The organism is Haloarchaeobius iranensis (assembly GCF_900103505.1).
GTDB lineage: Archaea > Halobacteriota > Halobacteria > Halobacteriales > Natrialbaceae > Haloarchaeobius > Haloarchaeobius iranensis.
The window spans coordinates 1-22,530 of record NZ_FNIA01000024.1; the positions used below are offsets into that span (position 1 = coordinate 1).

Annotated in this window: 18 protein-coding genes and 3 pseudogenes; 11 read left to right on the top strand and 10 right to left on the bottom strand. The window is 63.1% G+C overall.

Annotated elements, in window-relative coordinates; genetic code table 11:
- Nucleotides 1–262: pseudogene (locus BLT27_RS15875) on the bottom strand (IS5/IS1182 family transposase); the annotation flags it as partial.
- 653 nt (nt 263–915) lie between these two features.
- On the opposite strand from BLT27_RS15875, the gene BLT27_RS19915 reads away from it, so the two are divergent.
- The gene (locus BLT27_RS19915; RefSeq protein WP_175526488.1) at nt 916–1,059 is read left to right on the top strand and encodes a hypothetical protein; all 144 of its coding nucleotides are present in this window, start codon (nt 916–918) and stop codon (nt 1,057–1,059) included.
- A 58-nt stretch (nt 1,060–1,117) separates the two neighbouring features.
- On the opposite strand, the pseudogene BLT27_RS15880 reads toward BLT27_RS19915, so the two are convergent.
- Nucleotides 1,118–1,357, bottom strand: a pseudogene (locus tag BLT27_RS15880) (transposase); the annotation flags it as partial.
- Between the two features lie 91 nt (nt 1,358–1,448).
- Here BLT27_RS15880 and BLT27_RS20445 point away from each other — a divergent pair.
- Entirely contained in the window at nt 1,449–1,583 is a 135-nt protein-coding gene (locus BLT27_RS20445) for a DUF8028 family protein (protein ID WP_281241462.1), read from the top strand.
- 31 nt (nt 1,584–1,614) lie between these two features.
- Here BLT27_RS20445 and BLT27_RS15890 read toward each other — a convergent pair whose 3' ends face one another.
- Nucleotides 1,615–3,258, bottom strand: a complete 1,644-nt coding sequence (locus tag BLT27_RS15890) for a sensor histidine kinase (RefSeq protein WP_089735659.1) — start codon at nt 3,256–3,258, stop codon at nt 1,615–1,617.
- Nucleotides 3,259–3,726: 468 nt separating this feature from the next.
- Between BLT27_RS15890 and BLT27_RS15895 the strand changes: the two genes are divergently transcribed.
- From BLT27_RS15895 to BLT27_RS15905, 3 genes are all read left to right on the top strand, one after another.
- A complete protein-coding gene (locus tag BLT27_RS15895) occupies nt 3,727–4,761 on the top strand; it encodes a sensor histidine kinase (RefSeq protein WP_089735661.1) in 1,035 nt (344 codons plus the stop codon).
- A gap of 65 nt (nt 4,762–4,826) precedes the next feature.
- Nucleotides 4,827–6,365 (top strand): bacterio-opsin activator domain-containing protein, encoded by a 1,539-nt coding sequence (locus BLT27_RS15900; protein ID WP_089735664.1) that lies wholly within the window; start codon nt 4,827–4,829, stop codon nt 6,363–6,365.
- Nucleotides 6,366–6,521: 156 nt separating this feature from the next.
- Nucleotides 6,522–6,899, top strand: coding sequence for an ArsR/SmtB family transcription factor (locus tag BLT27_RS15905; RefSeq protein ID WP_089735665.1), 378 nt, complete (start codon nt 6,522–6,524; stop codon nt 6,897–6,899).
- Nucleotides 6,900–6,980: 81 nt separating this feature from the next.
- On the opposite strand, the gene BLT27_RS15910 is transcribed toward BLT27_RS15905, so the two are convergent.
- Nucleotides 6,981–7,160, bottom strand: coding sequence for a multidrug transporter (locus BLT27_RS15910; protein ID WP_089735667.1), 180 nt, complete (start codon nt 7,158–7,160; stop codon nt 6,981–6,983).
- Nucleotides 7,161–7,464: 304 nt separating this feature from the next.
- On the bottom strand, nt 7,465–7,671 hold the full coding sequence (locus tag BLT27_RS15915) for a cold-shock protein (protein WP_089735669.1): 207 nt from the start codon (nt 7,669–7,671) through the stop codon (nt 7,465–7,467).
- 153 nt (nt 7,672–7,824) lie between these two features.
- Between BLT27_RS15915 and BLT27_RS15920 the strand changes: the two genes are divergently transcribed.
- Nucleotides 7,825–8,088 (top strand): DUF7571 family protein, encoded by a 264-nt coding sequence (locus BLT27_RS15920; RefSeq protein ID WP_089735670.1) that lies wholly within the window; start codon nt 7,825–7,827, stop codon nt 8,086–8,088.
- A 77-nt stretch (nt 8,089–8,165) separates the two neighbouring features.
- On the opposite strand, the gene BLT27_RS15925 is transcribed toward BLT27_RS15920, so the two are convergent.
- From BLT27_RS15925 to BLT27_RS15935, 3 genes are all read right to left on the bottom strand, one after another.
- Entirely contained in the window at nt 8,166–9,344 is a 1,179-nt protein-coding gene (locus BLT27_RS15925) for an inorganic phosphate transporter (protein ID WP_089735673.1), read from the bottom strand.
- Nucleotides 9,344–10,279: a hypothetical protein gene (locus BLT27_RS15930; RefSeq protein WP_089735675.1), complete on the bottom strand. Its 936-nt coding sequence runs from the start codon at nt 10,277–10,279 to the stop codon at nt 9,344–9,346. The genes BLT27_RS15925 and BLT27_RS15930 overlap by 1 nt, the downstream gene beginning before the upstream one ends.
- Nucleotides 10,280–10,510: 231 nt before the next feature.
- Entirely contained in the window at nt 10,511–11,443 is a 933-nt protein-coding gene (locus tag BLT27_RS15935) for a DUF5995 family protein (RefSeq protein ID WP_089735677.1), read from the bottom strand.
- A 319-nt stretch (nt 11,444–11,762) separates the two neighbouring features.
- On the opposite strand from BLT27_RS15935, the gene BLT27_RS15940 reads away from it, so the two are divergent.
- From BLT27_RS15940 to BLT27_RS15955, 4 genes are all read left to right on the top strand, one after another.
- Nucleotides 11,763–12,890, top strand: a complete 1,128-nt coding sequence (locus BLT27_RS15940; protein WP_089735679.1) for an oxidoreductase — start codon at nt 11,763–11,765, stop codon at nt 12,888–12,890.
- A gap of 324 nt (nt 12,891–13,214) precedes the next feature.
- Nucleotides 13,215–16,553: a sensor histidine kinase gene (locus tag BLT27_RS15945; protein WP_089735681.1), complete on the top strand. Its 3,339-nt coding sequence runs from the start codon at nt 13,215–13,217 to the stop codon at nt 16,551–16,553.
- Nucleotides 16,554–16,765: 212 nt separating this feature from the next.
- Entirely contained in the window at nt 16,766–17,449 is a 684-nt protein-coding gene (locus BLT27_RS15950; RefSeq protein WP_089735684.1) for a sensor domain-containing protein, read from the top strand.
- A 129-nt stretch (nt 17,450–17,578) separates the two neighbouring features.
- On the top strand, nt 17,579–18,079 hold the full coding sequence (locus BLT27_RS15955; protein ID WP_089735722.1) for a hypothetical protein: 501 nt from the start codon (nt 17,579–17,581) through the stop codon (nt 18,077–18,079).
- Nucleotides 18,080–18,185: 106 nt separating this feature from the next.
- Here BLT27_RS15955 and BLT27_RS15960 read toward each other — a convergent pair whose 3' ends face one another.
- On the bottom strand, nt 18,186–19,877 hold the full coding sequence (locus BLT27_RS15960) for an ATP-binding protein (protein WP_089735685.1): 1,692 nt from the start codon (nt 19,875–19,877) through the stop codon (nt 18,186–18,188).
- 196 nt (nt 19,878–20,073) lie between these two features.
- On the opposite strand from BLT27_RS15960, the pseudogene BLT27_RS20535 reads away from it, so the two are divergent.
- Nucleotides 20,074–20,199: pseudogene (locus BLT27_RS20535) on the top strand (cell division control protein Cdc6); the annotation flags it as partial.
- A gap of 470 nt (nt 20,200–20,669) precedes the next feature.
- Here the strand turns inward: BLT27_RS20535 and BLT27_RS15970 are convergent.
- The gene (locus BLT27_RS15970; protein WP_175526489.1) at nt 20,670–22,424 is read right to left on the bottom strand and encodes an AAA family ATPase; all 1,755 of its coding nucleotides are present in this window, start codon (nt 22,422–22,424) and stop codon (nt 20,670–20,672) included.
- Between the last annotated feature and the right edge of the window lie 106 nt (nt 22,425–22,530).

Consider the following 22,530-nt stretch of genomic DNA (forward strand, 5'->3'; position numbering starts at 1 on the left):
GCCGGTCGAACGATTTGTAGAGTGTGGTGAAGTCAGGCATATCGTCCGGATCTAGGCCAAGTCCGTCACAAATCTCGGTCATGTACTGTAGCCGATTCGGTGTTTCACGGTAGCTGTGGCCGTCTTCGAGCCGGAAACAATGGAGAACGACGTGCTTCCAGCGGGCGAACCCGCCGCTGGCGGGCTCGCCCGCGTGCTTTCCCAACGCTTGTTTGACTAGCTGCCGACACTGCTCAACGAAGTCGAGGAGATCAACTTCCATAGCCAGAATCGATTTCCTCGGCTTCGCCCTTCTAACCCGTGACAACCGTCGATTAGATCGCTATTCAACACGGCACGTGAATCTCGAATCGAGCCGACAGCAGTGCCGGACCCTGCGACGAGCCCTATTCCAGTGACCGTCCCACTGGTGGCTTTCAGAATGTCACGTCGATTGGTTTCGATACCTGCTCTTTCGGTCTGTGCTTCGCCATCTTCTGACTTGTACTCTGTCATAATTTGAGTACACTCAGAAGTTTGTCGTAGTATATAATTTATATTTTTATTATAGAAATTAACAATTTTATAGAGTGTAATATTATACGGGAGCATTGGAGAGACAACACATAAACAGTAAATGTGTATTAATGTACGCCCCCTAACGAAAACAAATATATCTCAAGCAACAATGCTAGAATTATTATTATATTTCTCTCTTTGCGTTCTTTTGATACTCCTGGGTATCTCGCTGGGTAAGCAAATCCAATACCGGCCGATCTGGACGCAACTAATCACACCAAGCGAACCGAGATTAGCGCAGCAATCAACGGGCAACGAACAGGTTCGAATCTTCTGAGCCGACAGAATCATGGGTCGCCTGGAACGACCAGCTTCAGAGCTTCCAGCTGGCACCGATTCCGTCGACCTCGAACGGCCGTGGCAGCTTCCGACGAGTACCACGACCGGGTTGCCCAGCTCTTCCAGCAGGCCAGCGGGCTCGAGGACGGTATCACGTTGACGAGCCATATGCTAAAACACAGCCGGGACGCCGTCGGCGCCATCCTCCACGACGAATCTTAACCACCGGGGCAGGTATCGGTTAAGACGGCACTGGTGAATCGCCATACTGCGAGTGGTTTTACTGTGTCACGGCTCGCTTGGTGTTGTGAACGACACACTTCAGTACGAGTTCACGAAATTCTCGGTACCGGGTTCGCGCACGCACGGCGTCACTGTGCGTGCGCTTGATCGTCGAGAAGACCGTCTCACATATCGAGCTCTGTCGGTAGCGAGGTCCATCGACCGGCGCGTTGTGCGCGTGGTCGATGGGAAGAAAAATGCGGTGCTTAATCAGCGGTCTCACGTCTTCTTCTCTGAGTCCCCTGGAAGACCCCGATTCAGCTTCGGCCCTCCGGCAGGGGTACCAGTGCGCGCAGTACGGGCTCAGGACCGTCGGGTTCTGGGCTGCAGTGAGCCTCCCGTTCGTCCACCTGCCCCTGCTTCTCACCGGTCTCGACTCGACTGCCGACCTGCTTGCCTTCGGCGTCCTGCTACTGTCGAACCTGGTCGCCCTCTTTGTCGGTCACCCGCACGATTCCCCCTGAACGGTTCCACCCACGTCATCTGCTCGGGTTCTCACGACGACGGCAGGGCGAGGATGACGGCTGCACCCCCGAGCTCGCTCTCGTCGAACGAGAGTTCACCGCCGAGCGCCTGCACTGCCCAGCTTGTCCCCCACAGCCCCAGACTGCTCGCGTGGTCGTGTGGTTCCTCCCCGCCGCCCTCGATGGCGGATCGCTCCGCCGCCGGAATCCCCGGGCCGTCGTCGGCGACGACGACGCGGATGCCCTCCGGGGTTTCGGTGCCCCGCACCTCGACCGTCGGTCGCTCGGCATCGTTGTGTTCGACGGCGTTCTCCACCAGGTTGCTGACTGCGTATCGCAGCAGTGCCGGGTCCAGCGAGACCGATACCCCCGGGACTGAGACGGTCGTGTCCACCCGGTCTGGCCCCGGGATGGCTTCCTCGACGACGGACGTGACGATGCCATCGAGCGCCTGCGGTTCTGTCGGCGACTCTCGTTCGTCCATGAGCGTCTCGATCCGCCTTGCGTTCGTGCTCAGTGCTTCGAGCTCGGCGGCGATGTCGACGATGGTGTCGAGATGCTCGTGGTCGGAGGTATCGGCCTCGATGGCGGCCTCGGCACGGGCCCCGATGACGCTGAGGTCGTTCCGGATGTTGTGCCGCAGAATCCGGTTGAGGACCTCGATACGTTGGCGTTTGATCTCGCGGCCCGTGACGTCCAGTAGTGTTACCGTCCGCCCGAGTTCGTGGCCACGCCTGTCCGTCAGCGTCGACACACGTGGGTCGAACCGCCTGTACCCCTGGTCGGTCCACTGTTCGACAGTCTCCCGTTCACGCAACGTGTCGAGACCGACGTCGAGCACATCGTCGAGTTCCATGCCCACGATGTCGGCACCGAACAGGTGTTCGCCCTGCTGGTTGGTCCGGATGACCGACCCGTCGCGGTCGACGACGAGGAACGCCTCGCTCATCGTGTCGACGACTGCTCGTTCGCCGAGCGCGCCGGTCGCCGGTCGCCTGGTCAACACGTCGTACCGACGGACGGAGAGGGGAAAGAGGGCCGCGGTGGCCAACAGGGTGAGACTGGTGAGCCCCGCAGTGGAGAGGAGGTTCAGAATCGCGTTCGCCTGGCTCCCCAACAGCAAGAAGACGATCGGTGAGACGACGCTTCCCCCGTTCGTCAGCGAGGTCCCGCCGTGGCGATACGTCGATACGAGGACGATCCCGCCCGCGGTGAGAACGGCGGCGAGAATACCGAGCACCAGGAGTGACCCGACGAAGCTCGTGACTGACAGCCAGCCCTCGGGGATGATTCCGGTCAGTTCGGAGCCGAAGACGCCGAGCATCGAGGCGGCCAGAAGAATCGCGACTGACACCCGCGGCGGCGTGACGACCGCCCCGCGCCCGGCGTAACGGAGGGCGAACACTGTCCACGGGACCGAGACGGCGACGAGTGCCATCAACGGGACACCCCCCACCGCCGCCGTCGAACCGATCCGTTCCACGATAGGGTAGGCGAGGGCGACGGCCGTGAACGTGACCGTCGTCCCGAGGAACGGCACCACCAGATCAGAGAACTCCTCGCCGGAACGCAGACCGCTCGAACGGGCCACCACGACTGCGGTCCATCCGCTCACGGCGGCGGCGAGAACCGCGATGAGGGCCGTCGGGCTGACGCCGAGAACGGTCACTGTCATACCGCCTCCCTCGAAACCCTGAGTTAAACCATCCACGATACCGGTCGTCGTAGCTCCGTCGTCCGTTCCTCGCCGCAGTTCCGGCTATCAGAGACACTGGGGAACGCTGGCCGGACAACCGACGCACGGAGCGTCAGCCGTCCCCTGACACCGGAGATCGAACCGCCGTGACTGCGGCCGGCAATCGAGGGACGCTCGCGGCGTATCTGGCGTCGGCAGCCGGCAGTCGCTCCGGTGGCGAGGCCGGTCCTCGTCCGTGCGCGCAATCGAGCCCACAGATAGCGGGGAGAAACTACTCCGGTACCGCTCTAGGGCGGGACTCGTTGTTACTAGAAGGAACTTCTATCAAGGTACGGGAACATGCTCGGTGTACGGATGAACCTTTCAGCCGATCGCCCTGGAACTCGCCCGACATGGCGGTCGTCGTACAGGTGGGCTCGACACGGCCGGCGAGGAGGGAGATAACTCGTGGACGGCCCACCCGGCGACGCTGACGGCAGGGTGTCGGTGCCTCTCGACGCCGTTCCCGACCCGTCGCTCCGGTACGAGGTTCGTGAGGACGGCCCCGTGGTGACGCACACGAACCGGGCCTTCGATGCGACGTTCGGACAGCCTCAGGCCGGAACGCCGCTCCGGGAGTGTCTGAACGAGGAGCCCGTCGGGCTCGACGCCGATGTCGCGAGTGGCATCTGTTCGGCCCTGGCCGAAACTGGGACCGTCGACGTGACTAGCCAGTCGTCGGCCGAGGGCGCGTTGCGGCTCCGGGCCGTCGATTCGGCTGATTCGAACGACGACGAGGGGCTCCTCACGCTGGCGGCGGTCGAATCGGACGCGGAGAACTCCATCGGTGTCGAGAACATCGCGACGGTCGTCAGTCACGACCTCCGGAACCCGCTCGATGTCGCCAAGGCACACCTCCGTGCTGCCCGCGAACGCGGCGACGCGGAGCACTTCGACCGCGTCGACGAAGCCCACGACAGGATGGAGCGAATCATCGAGGACGTGCTCACGCTGGCACGCGGCGACGGGACCATCACTCCCTCAGAACCCGTCGCCCTCGATGACGTCGCGCGGGACGCCTGGTCGACAGTCGACACGAACGACGCGTCGCTCGGCGTGTCGTCCGACCTGCCGACCGTGGAAGCCGACCAGTCGCGACTCCAGCGGTTGTTCGAGAACCTGTTTCGGAACGCCATGGAGCATGGCTCGACGGGCCCTCGTGCGACCGAGTCGAACGAGGAAAGCCCGGCGGGGTCTTCACTCGCCGTCCGGGTCGGTACGACGGCCGACGGCGGGTTCTTCGTCGCCGACGACGGCGTCGGCATCCCCGAGGGGGACCGCCACCGCGTGTTCGAACCGGGCTACAGTTCGAGCGACAGGGGTGCCGGTCTGGGCCTCACTATCGTCGAACGCATCGCCGAGGCCCACGGCTGGGCGGTCTCGATTCCCGCGGCGTCGGACGGTGGAGCGCGGTTCGAGTTCCACACGAACAGCACGGAGTGAGAGAGGACCGGGAACTAACGCGCCAGCACGAGGCGCGGCGTACGCGGAGCGAACACGGATTCAGCATGAAGGAACACCTGCGAAACGCACCGATAGGCGTCCTCGAAACGACAACCGACGGAGTCGTGCAGGCGGCCAACGACGTTGCCACGACGCTCCTGGAGCTCGACGGTTCGGCCCTCGAATCACCGATTCAGTCGGTGTTTCCGAAATCGGCCACCGGGTCACTGCGGGACGGATTCGGCGGCGACAGCCCCGACGAACAGTCGTTCGAGGAGTACTATCCCCGGATCGACCGCTGGCTGGCTGTCGACGTAGTTCCGGCCGACGAGCACGTCCACGTGTACGTCCGCGACCGGAACAGTCACCACGAGCGTCGCCAACGGGTCGAGGCGCTGGAACGGCGACTGGAGCGGATGGAAACCATCGACGACCTCGTCGGAACAGTGCTCAGACAGGTCATCGAGGCGTCCGGACGCGAGGAGGTCTCACGAACGATCTGTGAGGGACTCGGGACGACAGACCTGTACGAGTTCGCCTGGCTCGGCGAACGGGACCTGACCGACGGCCACCTGCAGGTCGTCGCCGCTGCCGGCGAGGCCCCCGAGGTCCGGGACCAGCTCGTCGAGCATCTCGGGACCGACGCCGGGCTCCCGGAACAGGCGGCCGTGCGGACGGAGGAGACGCAGGTCGTACAGACGCTCGCGGACGACGACGACATTCCCCGGCAGGTCCGACGCGCCGCGTTCGGCCGGGGGCTGCAGTCCTGTATCGTGGTGCCGCTCGCGTATCGCGACACGGTGTACGGTGTGCTCGGCGTGTACGCCGCTCGCGAGGATGGGTTCAACGAACAGGAACAGGCGAGCCTGGAGACACTGGGTGCCGTCGGCGGGTTCGCAATCAACGCGATTCGGCAGGAGGAACTCCTGTTCGCCGACACCGTCACGGAGCTGACGCTCGAGGTCCGCGACGACGACCTCCCCCTGGCCAGCGTCGCTGACGAGGAGCGGTCGGTCGCGCTCTCCGGCGCCGTACACCGCGACGACGACACGGTGGTGTGTTACGTTCGCGTGGCGGGCGGTGGCGACACCGTCGAGGAACTCGCCGGCCACGACGAGGTGTTCGATGCACGGGTCGTCAGCGACGAGGACGACCTCCTGGAGGTCGAACTGAGTGGCCAGACAGCCGTCGCACGACTCGTCGCACAGGGGGCGACCGTCACGAGTGCCACGTACAGCGCAGGCGGTGCCCGCATCGTCGCAGAGGTCCCCTCGGACGTGGAACTCAGGCGACTCGTCGGCGGCGTCGACAGCGTGGTCGCAGGCACGGACGTCGTCGGGAAGGCCGAGACACAGCGCGACCCGGAGAGCGTGGACGCGTTCCGGAGTGACCTGAAGGAGGCCCTCACCGACAGGCAACTCCAGGTGCTCCGGACTGCATACCTCTCCGACTACTTCACGTCGCCCCGTGGGAGCTCGTCCGAGGAGATCGCCGACGCTCTCGACGTGACCGGGCCGACCATCCTCTACCACCTGCGGCGCGGCCAGCGGAAGCTTCTGGAATCCTTCTTCGAGACGGACCCGGAGACGCCGACCGACCGATGAGTTCACCGGCTGCTTCCCGTGTTGGACTCTCCAGCGCCTCGCAGCAGCGGGGGGCTCGACGCCCCAATCTGTATTACTAGAGCCCGGTTCGCACGGCGGTTCCGATTGATAGCGTCTCCCTACACGGCGGAGTCCGCCAAAGTGAGAGGCACGACGATGTCGAACTCCGCACTCGAGAAGCGACCGAAGAAGAACGCGAAGCCGTCGAACAGCCGCCCCGGGCTCAGCCGCGAGAAGGAGCCGAGCGTCGACCCGGACGAACTCCTCTCCCTGCTGAGCGACGACCACGCCCGAGCCATCCTGAAGGTGATCAGCGAGCAGGGGCGACCGGCGAGGACCATCGCGGAACGACTCGACCTGTCGCGGGCGACGGTCTACCGCCGTCTCAACCGGCTCGAGGACGCCGGGCTCGTCGACACGACGATGGCCTATCATTCGGAGGGCCACCACCGCAAACACTACTTCGCGGAGCTGAACGAGTTCCGGCTGTCGTTCGACGGTGGCGACGTCGCCGTCGAGACGACCACCGTCTGAGCTCCCCCGACGTCGAGCTGGCTGCGCACGTGGGAGGGACTCGCCCGTTGAGGGCGGCCCCGAAACTCCGGGGTAGTCTGCTCAGCTGACGGCCCGCCGTGCGACGAGGGCGACGGCGAATACGGCGACTGCCACGCCGATGACTGTCGGAACTGTCTGTCCGGAGCCCCACTCCCACCCGAGGAACTGGGTACCGACGATGGCGACGACGGCAACGAGTACTCCGAGTGCCGTTCCGCTGACCGACCGTGACCGTAGCATGCACCGAACTTCGGTGGCTGGAGGCATCAAAGGTGAGGCCGCGTCTCGTCGGTGGAAACGGTGGACGGGTGCTCCCTCCCTCCCCCGAATGGGTGCTCTGGTCGAAAACTGTCGTATCGAGCTTCACTACCGAGCCCGGGACAGAAAGCTGCCCCTGTCACAGTCGAGCGACCCGTAGTCCGCCAACGCAGGCGGAGTCTCCTGAACTCGTCCGCTGGCTGTTCGGCACAGAAGTCACTCGCTCGGTAGCTGTCTGAAAGAACGAAAGCCGACTATCGCTACGAACGACAGGCGGACGGTGTCGTTACTTGCGGGTGAGGTTCGATGCGCGGGGTCCCTTCGGGGACGATTCGATGTCGAACTCGACTTCCTGCCCCTCCTCGAGGTCGGGACCGCCGACGTCCTCCATGTGGAAGAACACGTCTTCGTCGTCGTCAACAGCGTCGTCGTCAGTCGATATGAACCCGTAGCCGCCTGTGTCGTTGAAGAAGTCAACTTTGCCGGTTGCCATTACAACCATACGTTGAGTGGTCAGAGGGATAACCCTTGCGAGTGTGGCGTTACCACGATTGGACTCCAAGCGCCGGCGCTGTTGCTCGGCACCGTATCTTGCAGTGGCAGACAGGTATTTAACGGGCCGCCCCAAGGTGTGACATGCATCGCCATGAAACCGTGCCACAACTGCCAGACGGTCATCGACGAGTATCTCCTGGACAAAAAACTCGAACCTCTTCGCGAGCTCACGGCCGACGACTTCAACATCTGTGCGGACTGCGTCACAATCGACATCGATTCGTGCGTGGCGTGTGGCGGCGCGGTGTACGTCCCCGAGACCGTTTCCCCGGACTACTGCCCTGCGTGCCGGTCAGACATCATCGAGCAGACCGGCCAGGACCCGGGCTGGACGCGCGACCACGTGTCGACCTGAACGGCACACCGACTCGTCCGACCTTTTATCCAGTCACCTGACCGAGGCGTAGCATCATATAACGGGATTTCCGGGGGTCAGAACCCGAAAATCGGTACGAACCGGAAGCAGAGATACGCGCCGAGCGTCGCGATAGCGGGCACGATGTTCTGCATCAGGACGACCCGTGCCGTCGTCGCCGGGTTGAACAGGCTCGCCGCACTCGGGATGTCTTCCGGTTCCTCTTCGCCGATCGGGGGTAGCTCCTCGCCCTCCTCGTCGGCCGCCAGCGCATTCACGGTTACCGGCGGGGCCTCATCGCTGGAGACGGCCTCGGGGACGGTCATCGGTCTGGTCGCCCGTCCCCAGCCGAGGCCGACGATGGACATCGTCGCGATGATGACGAAGCTCGCCGGAATCCCCAGCGCCGAGAGGAAGATCACGAGCGTCGAACTGACGGACGCGACGACGATGGCGGCCGTCAGCGGGAGCTCCGTGATGTCGCTCCCCATCGTCTCCAGGGTCCGTCTCGCGATGGTGAACGCCCCGATGGTGACGGCGACACCGCCGAAGATGATCGCCGGGTTCATCGACAGTTCACCGCTGCCCACCAGCGGCGCGACGGCGTTGGCGATGTTCGAGGTGCCGGAGCTGAACGCCATCAGACAGCCGATCGCGACGACGGTTATCGTTCCGACCAGCTCGCGGCGGTTCGTGGTCCGGTGGAGGCGTGGAATCGGCACCAGCCCCGAGTGGTCGACGTCGAACAGCGGGCCGCTGCTGCGTTCCATCGCCACGAACCGGTTGAGTCGCGCGTAGAAGTAGCGGCCGATGATAAGCGACACCCAGAACCCGATGATCGGCGAGACGATCCACCAGGTGAGTATCTCGGCCATGACGGCGAGGTCCAGGACGCCGCCAGCGAGGCCCAGTCCAGCGATGGCGCCGACGGCGGTCATCGACGTCGAGGCTGGCACGCCGAAGAGGTTGCCCATGAGCAGCGCGACGCCGATGAAGAACAGCACCGCGATGGAGGATTCGAGCGTGAAGACGCTCGTGTTGACGACGAGTTCCCTCCCGAGCTTCGTCACGACGTTCCGGCCGACGGTCCAGGCACCGATGAAGAAGAACACCCCCATCAGCGCTGCGGCGGCCGTCTTCGATATTGCGTCTGCGCCGACGGCTGGCCCGAAGGCCGGGCCCGTCGTCGAGCCACCGATGTTGTAGGCCACGAACATCGCGACGAGGACGCCGACGACGAGGAGTGCCTCGACCATCAGTCAGCTTCCTCAGCTGGGTCGGCGTCCTTCGTGTCCGATTTCTCTGCGTCTTCGGCGTCCTCGTCCTCCCAGACCTCAGTCGCGTCCTCGTCTTCCCACTCCTCCTCCGAGGTCGCATCCCCGGACTGACCGGCAGCCACGACGTCGTCCCGCTCCGCGGATTCTCCCGCCCCATCGTCGTGTGCTTCGAGTTCCCGCTCCAGCGTCTCTTCGACGGTCTTCTCGACCGTCTCGCCGACGGTCTCCTCGACGGTTTCACCCACGGTTTCCTCGACCGTCTCGCTGACTTTCTCCTCGACTGTCTCGCCGACGGTCTCCTCGACGGTTTCACCGACCTTCTCCTCGACGGTTTCTTCGACTGTCTCTCCAACTGTCTTCTCGACGGTCTCGCCCACTGTCTCCTCGACAGTTTCCTCGACGGTCTCGCCGACCTTCTCCTCGACGGTTTCACCGACCTTCGCCTCGACTGTCTCGTTCACGGTCTCGCCGACGGTTTCCTCGACGGTTTCCTCGACCGTCTTCTCGACCGTCTCGCCGACCTTCGCTTCCACGGTCTCCTCGACACTATCGTTCACCGTCTTCTCGACAGTCTCGCCGACGGTCTTCTCGACGGTTTCCTCGACCGAGCTCCCGACCGTCTCCTCGACAGTGTCCTTGACGGTTTCGTCGACGGTCTTCTCGACCGTCTCACCGACCTTCTCGTCGACGGTTTCGTCGACCGTCTCCTCGACGGTCTCCTTGACGGCCGTGGTCATCCAGTCGGGGTCGAACCGTGCCATCTTCCACACGACGTGGATGACGTACGATATCAGGACCCCGAAGCCGAAGGCCAGCCCGATGGCGTTGCCTGCGACCACGATCAGCCCGACCGAAACCGCTATCAGAAGTCCGTAGACGAGATCGACGATGGAGTCGACCCGACTTGGGTTCACAGCCCACCCGGGAGTGCCCCGGGTCGGTCAGATGCGAGCGTAGTCCGTCGGCGATCGAATACTGAAAAATTCACGTACACATTGTAGCTGCCTGCGAGTCAAGTAGTTTCGCAAAGCAGGACAGTGGTGCACGGAGCAGTCGCGGCCGGGAATCGCGAGCGGACCACGTGCGGAAGACGGTTCGACGCGAGATGCCCGCTCTCGCCACAATTGCAGTGTCGCTGTATTCCTTCAAAACGAAGGCGAGGACTCCCCAGTTTCGAGTTCGGCCTCGACGCGCCCGAGCACATCTTCGAGGGAGACACCCTCTCGCTCGACTCGTCTGAGCTGTGCTTCGACGGCTGGCTCGAGCTGTGGACTCAGGATGAACAGGGCCGCGCCGGTCGCAGTCGCCCGGAGCACCCACTGCGTGAGCGAGGGGACCGGTGGTGTGGTGACGTCGGTCCGGACCGCTGCCACCCGCCACGCCTGTTCCCGACCTTCGGTCATCGAGCGCAGCGTCAGTGATTCGTCGAGTCGGCCGAACAGTTCGTCGACGTCGTCGACGCCAGGGGCGTACAGGCCGGCGAGGGCCCGCTGTTGAGCGTCCACGACCCCGGCGAGGATGGCGTCGATGGCGCGGTGGTCGTCGTACTTCCGGTGCCTGTCGGGGTCGATACCCACCGCTTCGAGGCTGAGTGCGAGGTCGTAGTTGATGTGGGCGTTCACGCCGAGGAACGCGTCCTGCATGATGAGGGTCTCGTCGTTGACCGCTGCCCCGAAGGCGACACGCCAGGGGTCGGGGACCGCCGTGACGTCGCCGCGTTCGAAGGCGAGGAACGCCCGGCGATAGTAGTCGGCGAAGGTGACCAGATACCGGCGCATCCACTCGGGGTCGGCGAACCGGCCTTCTTCGATGCCTTCGCGGACTCGCCCCGTCATCCTGACGTAGATGGTCAGGAAGACGGCCCTGCGGTCGTCGCGCTGGCGGAGCCGCGACTCCAGTCGCCCGAGCCGCTGTTCGGCATCGCCGACCGACTCGAACGGTGTCTCGACGAGTTCGACCAGTGATGGGTCCGGAGAGGGAGGCGGGGCGAACCGTCCCGGGTCACCCCGGAACGCGTGCCAGATGGCTCTGAGCTCTGTCGGTCCGACGAGTCGCGCGGTCGTCGAGAGGCCTGCCATCCGGGATTCCTGCGCGAGGGTTCTCGTCCCCGGGGCAAAAAGGTCGACCCGGCTGTGGCTCACGTGACACTTCCGGCTACGAGGGGCCGGGATCACCTGCTTCGGTCGCGGGACGCCTGCGATCTCCTTCGAGCCCCGGTAGCTCGTTCCCATCGACGGGCCAGAGTTCACGGAGTTGCAAGCGACGGCCTACCGCCGCAGGCGTGAGAGGGAGACAGCTACATCGACGGCGGTGAGGGACGCACGCAGTGGCCACCGCTGGGTCTGCCAGCTTCGCCCGGTATCCCAAACCCGAGCGATTATTCGGGCCGGGCTCTAAATCCCTCGCAATATGCTGTTCGACTCCACCTCGCTTGGCGACCTGACGCTGGACAACCGTGTTGGCCTGGCTCCGATGACGAGAGTGAGTGCGATGGCTGACGGCTGCGCGAACGACAGGATGGCCCAGTACTACGCGAAGTTCGCCGAGGGCGGGTTCTCGTTTCTCGTGACTGAGGGCACGTACACCGACAACGCCTACAGCAAGGGCTATCGGAAGCAGCCCGGGCTCGTCACCGATGATCACGTCGACGCCTGGACACAGGTCACTGATGCCGTGCACGACGCCGGCGGGGCGATCTTCGCGCAACTGATGCACAGCGGTGCCCAGAACCAGGGGATGCCACAGGATTCCGACCAGGAAACCATCGCGCCCTCGGCAGTCCAGCCGGAGGGCGAGAAGAACCCGGCCTACGGTGGTGACGGGCCGTATCCCGAGCCGAAGAAGGCCACCAAGGAAGACCTCGAAACTGCACGCGAGGGCTTCGTCGCGTCGGCGCTGAACGCTCACGAGGCCGGCTTCGACGGGGTGGAACTGCACGCCGCGAACGGCTACCTGCTCAACGAGTTCCTCTCGGACAAGATGAACCGGCGTGACGACGAGTACGGGGGTGCGCCGGAAGCGCGCGTGCGGTATCCCGCCGAAGTCGTCGAGGCGGTCGCTGCGGCGGTCCCCGACGACTTCGTCGTGGGCGTCCGTGTATCGCAGTCGATGGTGACCGACTACGGCTACGTCTGGCCCGAAGGCGAAGCGGCAGCGGCCGTGTTCTTCGAGGCGCTCTCGTCTGCCGGGGCGGACTACATCCACACGACCGAACGCTACGCCACGGAGCCGACGTTCGGGGACGACGGGCCGTCCCTCGCGGAAGCCGCAGTCGAGTACGTCACCGACGACACGGTCGTCATCGCCAACGGTAACCTGGGCACGCCCGAGGCGGCACGCCAGGTACTCGACGACGGGGCAGACCTCCTGACCCTCGGGACGAGTGCGCTCGCGAACCCCGACTGGCCGACGCGGGTCGCGGCGGGCGAGGAGCTCGCACAGTTCGACCGGTCGCGGCTGCTGGAACCGAAGGCGACGATCGGCGACGAGGAACTCCTGATAGACGCCTCGGCCGTCGACGACTGAGCCGTCGAAGCGGAGTCCACCGTACAGAGCCCGAGGAATCGCGTTCCGGTCTCGCCACCACGCCAGTTGTGCGCGCGAGTCCGTTCGTCGCTGTCTAGCCGATATTCGCTCGTGGCGCGTCACCGGCTGTCGACAGTCTCACCGGTACCGACCCAGCTCGCTGTCGGAGTCAGAGGGTCACGACGAACTTCCCGATGTAGCCGCCCGTCACCTCGAAGAACGCCCTCGGCGACTGGGGCATGCTCCGGTCGATAAGGCCGCCATGCCAGCGGGACAGAGTCGGCTGTGGGGAACTTTGAAAAATACCGCACACGACGTGCTTGTATGGCAAGCGATGGCGGCAGGCGTCTCCAGCTGCTGGTCGCTGATGGCGATGCCGCGTTCGTCGATGCCACGGAAGATGCTATCGGAGAAGCGTATCCGGGGGTCGACGTCGAAACGGTCACGACCGGTGAAGGGGCGATACGACGGGCTAGGAACGGTGACGCGCTTGATGGAGTCCTCGTCGGCGAGACGCTGGAGCGGCCCATCGGCGTTATCGAACACCTCGACACAGTGACCGACCTCCCGGTCGTGTACCTCACCGACGGGTTCGACGACTGGAGGGCCGTCGCAGACGCCGTCGAGGCAGGCGCGGACGACTACTTTCCCCGGACCACGTCGAGCGCACAGTACGAGGTCGTCATTGGAGTCCTCGCGAACGATCCCCGGACGGATTCCGCTCCGACCGACATCCAGGGGGAGTCTCGAGCCTCTGGCCACTTGGAGCGCTCTTCGGTCCGAGATGAGTCGTTCGACCGGACTTCCCGCGCGGTGTTCGAGCACGTCAGCGACGGCCTGATCGTCCACGACGCCGCCACTGGTGAGATTCTCGACGTCAACCAGCGGTTCTGCGAGTTGAACGGCTACGACCGCGCGGAACTGGTCGGCCAGGACATCGGACTCGTGACCCCGCCCGACGAGGAGTACAGTTACGAGGCCGCCCAGGAGAAGATCGAGGCCGCCCGCGAGGAGGGCCCGCAACTGTTCGAGTGGCGCAACCAACGCAAGGACGGTGAGACCTTCCCCGTCGAGGTCCACCTCTCGGTCGTCCATTTCGGTGACGAGGCGCGTGTACTCGGTTCCGTGCGGGACATCTCCGAGCGCAAGCAGCGCGAACGCGAGTTCGAACAAATCTTCAACGCAGTTCAAGACGCTATCGGGGTGTTCGATCCGGAGACGCTGGACCTCCTGGACGCCAACGAAGCGTACCTCGACATGCTGGGATACGAGGAGCTCGAGAGCCTCCGAGATGCGGGCGTGGAAGGACTCAGTGTTGCCGAAGAGGGATACACGCTCGAGCGGGGTCGAGAGATTCACCAGCGGGTCGCCGACTCCGGCGAACCGGCGGTGCTCGAGTGGCGGGGGGAAACGAAAGACGGGGAACGACGCTGGCTCGAGGTGAAGGTCGCTCCGGCCAGGATCCGTGGCGAGTCGGTCACGATCGCGATCAACCGCGACGTAACCGAGCGCAAGGAACGTGAACGGGAACTCAGGGAGAACGAGCGCCGGCTCGGGCTGATCGCAGAGCACATCGACGAGATCATCTACCTCGCGTCGGGCGATTACTCCGAGATTCTGTACGTCAACCCGGCCTACGAAGAGATCTACGGCCGCTCCGTCGAGGAGCTCTACGAGGACCCCCGGTCGTTCGTCGAGGCTGCCCACCCGGCGGACCGGGAGCGGTACGAGGCTGACGTCCGGACGCTCATCGAGGATATCGAGACGGGTGATACGGAGGACGCATACGGGGGCGAGTACCGGATCGAACGGGATGGGGAGGTCCGGTGGGTGACCGTCACCCGGTTCCCGATCGAAGACGAGCTGGGTACCGTCGATCGGATCGTCGGGCGAGTACGGGATATCACCGAGCGAAAGCGGCGCGAGCGTGAGTACGAGCAGATCTTCAACGGTGTCAACGACGGGGTCACGATCCACGACCCGGACACCGGCGAGATACTCGACGCCAACGAGACGTACCTCGACATCTTCGCGTACGATACCGTCGAAACGGTTCAGGAACTCGGTATCGAGGGACTCAGCGTCACCGAGGAGGGGTACACCGCGGAGCGGGCGCGGGCGCTCGTCACCGGCGTCGCGTCGAGCGGGGAGCCGAGGACCGTCGAGTGGCGGATCGAAACGGCGGACGGCGAACAGCGCTGGTTCGAATCGACGATGGCACCTGCGGAAATCAGCGGGGAGACACGAGTGCTCGCCATCCAGCGGGACATCACGGAACGGAAGCGCCGCGAGCGCGAGTACGAGCAGATATTCAACGGTGTCAACGACGGAATCGCCATCCAGGACCCCGAGACCGCCGAGGTGCTCGATGTCAACCGGACGTACGTCGAGCGGCTCGGCTACGGGAGCGCCGAGGAAGCCCTGGAACAGGGATACGAAGGGCTGACTGCGACCGGGGCCGGCTACACGAAGGCGACGGCGCGGGAACTGTGTCACCGAGTCATGGAGACGGGCGAGCCTGAGACGGTGGAGTGGCAACTCGAAACCAAGGCGGGCGACAGGCTGTGGATCGAAGCGACGGTGAGCCCGGCGGTCATCGGCGGCGAGGACCGCATCATCTCGATCCAGCGGGATATCACGGAACAGCGCCAGCTCGAACGACGGCTGCGGACCATCGCGGAGCGCATCGACGAGGTCGTCTACCTGACGAACGGCGACCTATCCGAAGCGCTCTACGTCAATTCGGCGTACGCAGATGTCTTCGGCCGTTCGGTCGACGAACTCTACGAGGACCCGGAGACGTACTTCGAGCCCGTCGTCCCCGAGGACAGGGACGCGTTCGAGTCCGTGGTGGCCGAGATGAGGGACGGCATCGAATCAGGTGAGCCCGCCGAAAGATACGAATTCGAGTACCGGATCCGACGTCCCGACGGCGAGGTACGGCGGGTAGAAACGACCAGCTATCCAGTCCTCGGTGAAACGAGCGATTCCCACCGGTACGTGAACGTCACGGAGGACGTCACCGGGCGTCGCGCCCGCGAGCAACGACTGTCGGTCCTCAATCGGGTTCTCCGGCACAACGTACGCAACGGCCTCGATGTCGTCCTCGCGCACGCCGACCGCATCGGGGACGACGACGTCCGGGCCGAAATCCGTGACCAGGCGAGGGACCTCCTCGAACTGAGCATGAAAGCCAGGGAGGCAGAGGAGGTCATGGCGGCAACCACCGACACGCCGGACACGATCGACCTCACGGCGGTGGCCGAACGCGTCGTCGACCGGTTCCAGTCCAGTGACCACTCCGGCGAAATAACGCTTGATTGCCCTCGCGAGCTGCGGACTCCATCCCATCGGACGGTGATTCGACGGGTCCTCATAGAACTGCTCGAAAACGCGCTCACGCACAGCGATAAGGACACGCCGCAAGTCGAAATCAGTGTTCGACGACACGCGAAAGCGGGGGTCGAGATCGCGATCGCCGACGACGGGCCGGGAATCCCCGAGCAGGAACGGCAGATCCTGACGAACGGGACCGAGACCCAACTCGAACACGGGCGGGGAATCGGGCTCTGGTTCGTCAACTGGGCCGTCACACAGTTGGGCGGCGATCTGTACTACCGGCCGAACACCCCGGAAGGCAGCGTCGTCACGATTCGCCTCTAGGGAGGCTCGAGGAGCCGGGGGCCTGCTCCCAGCGCAGTCGCACCACGGGCTCGACGCCCGGACCGAGTTTCCGTCGACCACCGCGATTCGAGCCGGGTCCACCACTGGCGGCTACGCGCCCGAACGTCTCTCGGATACGACGGTCTCGCGGGTGTTTCAGGCGATGCAACGGTGGCTTCCACTATTTGTCACGTGAACTGCTCTTCCCGTCTATGAGGGCCCACACCACAGGACGAACCAGCAGTTCGCTACTCGGTCGGATCTTCGGGGTCGCTGTCGACCGTCAGACCTACAGGAACGCACTGTACCTCCTGCTACGGTTCCCCCTCGGCATCGTCTACCTGACCGTTTTCGTCACGTTGCTCTCGGTGGGCGTATCGCTCGTGCCACTGCTCGTTGGCGTTCCGATCCTCGCGGGTGTGCTCGCAGTCGCCGGCTACGTCGGTGTCATCGAGGCCGCACTCCTACGAACCTTGGTCGGACGGGAGGCCGCGTGGACACCGACGAGCCCGAACGACACCCCGATCGTCCCGTACCTCAAACAGGTCGCGACAGAGCCGCACAATTACCTGTTCCTGATTCTGGCGTTCGTCTCTTTCGTGACCGGAAATACCCTGTTCGTGGCTCTCGTGGTCTGGTTTGCGCTCTCGCTCAGTTTCGTTATCGCGCCGGCGGTCTACCGGGTCGAGGGCGTCCAGTACTTCAACGTCGCTGGACCGGTCGACCTCGGTATCGTCACGGTCACTGAATCACAACTGATCGTCGATACCCTGCCGGAGGCGCTGTTGGTCTCACTGGTTGGCATCGTCAGCACGGTCATCGGTCTCCACCTCGTCAACCTCACGACACGGGTCTACGCCGACATCACCGCGGCAGTGCTGTCCACCTCAGAGTGATTGAGTGAACGGCCAGAGCCGCTGCGACCACTGCAGCTTCTTGCTGGGGACCGTTGCTCGTTTCACGTCCTGACACACGCGGTCCATGTTTAAAGGGACGCATCGTCTCAGATGAACTGCTACTGCCATATGAGTCCAGAGGAACGCCGCACACACAGGTCGATTGCGAGACGGCAGGTCCTCGCGGCTGGCGGGGCCGCGATCCTGACCGCTACCGCCGGATGCTCGACGGTCCTCGACTTCGTCGGCGACCGGATACTCGAGGAAGTCAACATCCTGAATCAACTGAACCGGGAGATCAGCGGGTCGATCGAGGTTGTCGGCCCTACGGGAGCGACCCTTCTCGATACTGCATTCACAGCTCCCTCGACGGAAGCCGATAACGAGAGCAACATCGTCGCGTATTCCGACGTATGGACCGACGCGGGGAGTTACGCGGTGAGCATCGTGCTCACCGATATCGAACTCGAGGGCGTTTCACAGGCGAGTCGCGAGATAACCATCGACGATACCGAAGCGGATATGCTCGCCATCTCTATCGGGTCCGGCGACGAAACCGAGCCCATCGCTTTCCGCGTGGGCGAGTCGTTCTCCGAGTTCGGTCAGACGAGCGAGAACGGGAGTCAGTGAAGCACTCGACGGGGGAGCCGGTTGGCTACCTGACTCTGAACCGGGTCGGGGGCACGCCCCGAAGCCCTCTGCCTGCTCGGCCTGGAGATATCTGCGGGGGCGTGGGTTACTCACTCCCCCGGTTCTGGCTCCCCCTGGACAGTTCGGTCTCGTCCAGTCTTTCGAACCCGTGGAACGCAACGACGACGGCCGTCCCCTCCGAGTTTGCGCGCTCGAATTGGAGTTCGGCCCCAAGTTGGCTGACAGCCCAGTTGACGAACCACAGTCCGACACCGAGCCCGTGTCGATGCTGTGACTCACCAGTTCCTGTCAGGAGGTCACGTTCCCGGTCCGGAATCCCGGGACCGTCGTCGACGACCCGAAGCTGTGGTGTTCCGTCGGTGGCCGTGTCCACTTCGATTTCGACCCTGGCGGGAGCGGCCGAATGAACGAGAGCGTTTTCGACGAGTTCCGTCGCAAGCCGCTGAACGACGGTCCGATGAGAGACGAGCCGGAGCCGTTCCGGTGCGGAAACTGAGATCTCGGCGTCGGGGTGTTCTTCGCGGGCATTCGTCGCCACAGTTCGGACCACGGCCACCAGGTCGATCGGTGACGGGGACCCAACGGTGTCGGTCATCACCGCTTCGGCGTCCCGCGCTTTCTGACTGATCGAAAGAAGGTCGTGGGCACTCTCCTGAATCGCGGTTCGATGTGCGTCAGCTTCGATACAGTCGGCGTGTGCAAGGATCACGTCCAACTTGTTCTGCACGTTGTGCCGGAGGACGCGGTTGAGGACGGAGAGACGCTGCTCTCGCGTGCGCTCGTCCGTGATGTCTCGAAGGAGAACCGTCCTCGCGACTGGCGCGCTGTCGCTGTCAGCGCCTTCCCCGTCGACAGCTGAGACGGTGTACTGAAATCGCCGACGTCCCTTCGCAGTTCGAAGCGTTACTGTCTCGGTCGTTCCAGGCGACAGGTCCGCCCCGCTCATCCCCTCGATGACTGACGGTATCGGCGTGCCTATCATCGACTGCGTCGAGCGATCGAACAGGTCCGCTGCCGTCGCGTTTGTATCCAGGATGTGGCCGTCCCAGTCGACGACGACTACAGCTTCCTGTAGCTCTTCGAAGACCCGGGACCGAGCCACGTAATCCGCCTTCGGGAACCCGATCAACACAGGGTACCGTCGGAGTGTAACCCCCAACAACAGCCCGGACAGCAACAGCCCACCGGTTACCCCGTCGAGGATCTGGTTCCCGTCGATCCACAGACCGACGACGTACGGTGCGGAGACGGCCCCGAGCTGAGCGACGAGTTGCATCTTCGAGATCCGGTCGTGATCCCACGCGTATCTGAGAAAGAGGGCAGCTGCGTACACGTATACGAGGAACAGCAGGAGAAGTTCGGTGCCGATAAACGATGCAATCGAACGTTCTACGGTTTCCTGAGAGCCCCCACGGCCGACGGTGACGGCCGCGCCGACCAGCGGCAGCGCGAGCAGCACGAACATCCCTATCCTGCCGCGGGTCAAGTTGGTCCCGCGACCCGTGTATCCGAGCACGTACACGAGCCAGAGTGCGGGGACGAAGACGAGGGGGAGAATCTGTGCAAGACCAGCGAGACCCCCGCCGACGGGCCACGAATGTGGGAATTCAGAAACGAACGACAGGGTTGCCCACAGTAGTAGTCCCCCGGACATAGCGGCGAAGGCCGTCGCATTCGGTCGGTCTCGCTTCGCTACTGCACGCCACGTCACCACTGCTAGCAGGACGACAGCGACACTATCGAGTGCGAGCGAGGCTACAAGAGTTGAAGGTATCATATCGTTGTTTGGCGTCTGTGGGGTTACTCGAGTACTAGTTTCCAGATTATGCATTCCCGTCGCAGGACCTGTCGGAAGTTCTCTGATAGCTAGCTTCCCCGGTGTGAACTTAAAAACACAGCCGGTGTTTCTGATAGAGAAGGTCACTGCAACACCGAACGGGGTTCGGGGTCGACGGCATCATTCGATCCGGTCGTCGGCTGGCCGGTACCATGAGTACGAACTTGATGTCCCTCTAGATGCGGTTCTCGAGGTTCTACTTTCGACCAACCGGTTCGAAGACGTCGCGAACATTATCCAGTCTACAGCTACCGACTCCTCGGGGCGGGTCTCTCGTTCCTTGTGCTCGGCGAGCGCTTCGGCGTATGTCGAAACGTCTCGGAGCTGCTCCGGGCTCGACTCGTTGAGCGTGTTGACGATCTCCGTCGGGAGATTCGCCGGTGGGTCGGTGGTTCGGAGGAAATCGGTTGCTCCCTTTAACACAGGCACTGATTCCAGAGTACTGTTGGGTAAGACGTTGTCGCCGGTTTCCATATCCGCTGGCTGTACCACTACTCGAGATTTCGAAGACGAGAATCGAGACCTTGTCGAGTCAATTTCCCAATGCGGACCGAATACGACCTCTCATCTGGAGCGGTGTACGTACTAAGGCGACGACGTGGAACGCGGCGTCTCCAAACAACCTGCCAAGATGCTCTGGTAGCTGACCTGTGGCCAGGGTCTCGAAAACTGAAACGCTGCTAGTGGAGACCAACACCGATAGCGCTGGAGCTGAACGACGCCTCTACGCGCTCACTGCTGGCCCAGGGACTCGTCATCCGACCGCACCTGCTGGTTGATCTCTTCGAGGGCGGTAAGGAAGTCCACTTGTTGGATCTCCGTTCGGCCGGAACGAAGTGCAGCGTACCCGGCTTCGGTGCAGACGGCGGCAATGTCCGCGCCGCTCAAGTCGCTCGATCTTTCGGCTAACCCATTGAGATCGATATCATCGGTGGTCACGAGGTCATCCATCCTGGCCCTGAATATTTCCCGTCGTGCCTCCAGTCCCGGTAGCGGCACCTCGATTTTCCGGTCGAAGCGCCCGGGTCGTAAAATTGCATCATCAAGGCGGTTGATTCGGTTCGTCGCCGCCATCACCCGGACATCTGATTGCTCCTCAAACCCATCCATTTCCGACAGAAGCTGGAGCATCGTTCGATAGATCTCCTCAGTGCCTTCGTTGGCGCCTGCAGCGCGTTTAGCCGCGATGGCGTCAATCTCGTCGATGAATATGATGGCAGGACGCTGCCGTCTGGCGTACTCGAAGCAGTCTCGTACTAGCTCGGCCCCCTCTCCGAGGTATGCCCTGGCGAGTTCCGGCCCCGCGAGCTTGATGAACGTCGCGCCAGTATCGTTCGCCACTGCGCGAGCAAGCATCGTCTTCCCCGTGCCCGGGGGACCATACAGCAGCACGCCGTCGGGGGGAGTAATACCAATCTCCTCGAACTGTCCAGGATCGATGAGGGGATCACGGACGGCCTCGCGGACTTTCCGCTTCTGATCATCCAGACCACCTATATCATCGAAACAGGTATCTGGGGAGTCATCCACGACCATTGCAGTGATACGATCGTCGATGTCCGAGTCTTCATCCGTCTCGCCGACTGTGACTTTGTCCTGGTCGAACTCCTCGTATGAAACCGTTAGTCTCTCCCAGAGGTCTCCGCCGATCTCAATCCCGTAGGTCTCACCCGAGTAATCGTAGAACACGCGCTCGAGTCGCTCGTCTGGATCGAGAGCTACGTCAGTGACACACCGGGAGGTCGCTCCAGGTTGAATCTCAGGTTTGGGTTTATAACCCTCGATCGAAACATCCGCGTCGGTTATGAAACCACCACTGACTGTTCCGACCTCTGTATGCTGGTAGCCCTGTGTATCGACAAAGGTGTGCTCATCGTACCACCACTGGGTCGTCTGGTGTCCGATGTTCTCGACATCAAATGTCAGTAGCATAATCTCTTTCTCCGGGATGTCAGTAATAATGTTAGTCAGGGTAACCTCGAAGTTCTCACTAGAGGCTGTTGGGTCTGCCTCGGAGTTCTCGGTTGTACTATCCGTCTCATCGCTCTCCTCGTCTCCTGGTTTAGTCGGGGTAGAAAGTCCGATGGCCGCTGGATCGAGTTCTAAATCACCCACGTCTGCGTCTTGGAGGTCAAGCTCGTACTCAGCGTCGCCATACTGGTAATGAATACGGGCTGGCTCCCGTCCAGCTGGGATCTGAACGTCGGTTACGCAACGGACTCGTGCATCGGGAACTATCTCAGGCTTTGTTCGCAAATCACCTTCGACTTCCAAGTCCGGATCACCGTACCCTCCATAGGTGAGTTCGCTGGGCGGATGCTGGTACCCCTCGTCGTCGATAAAGACGCTTTCGTCGTACCACCACTGGAGGATTTGATCGGTGCTGTTCGTAACTTCAAGCACGAACACGAATGCGTCTCTGTCTCCTTCCAGCCGATCCGTCCTGACGAACCCTTCGAGTTCAACGCGAAAACAATTACCCTCCACCGTTGGCCGTATACACATCTCGAATTCTAATTTGTCACCGTGGCTAAAATAACTAATCTCTCGACTCCAGCACCACGCGACGGGTCGGCGCTACTCCTCGGACACC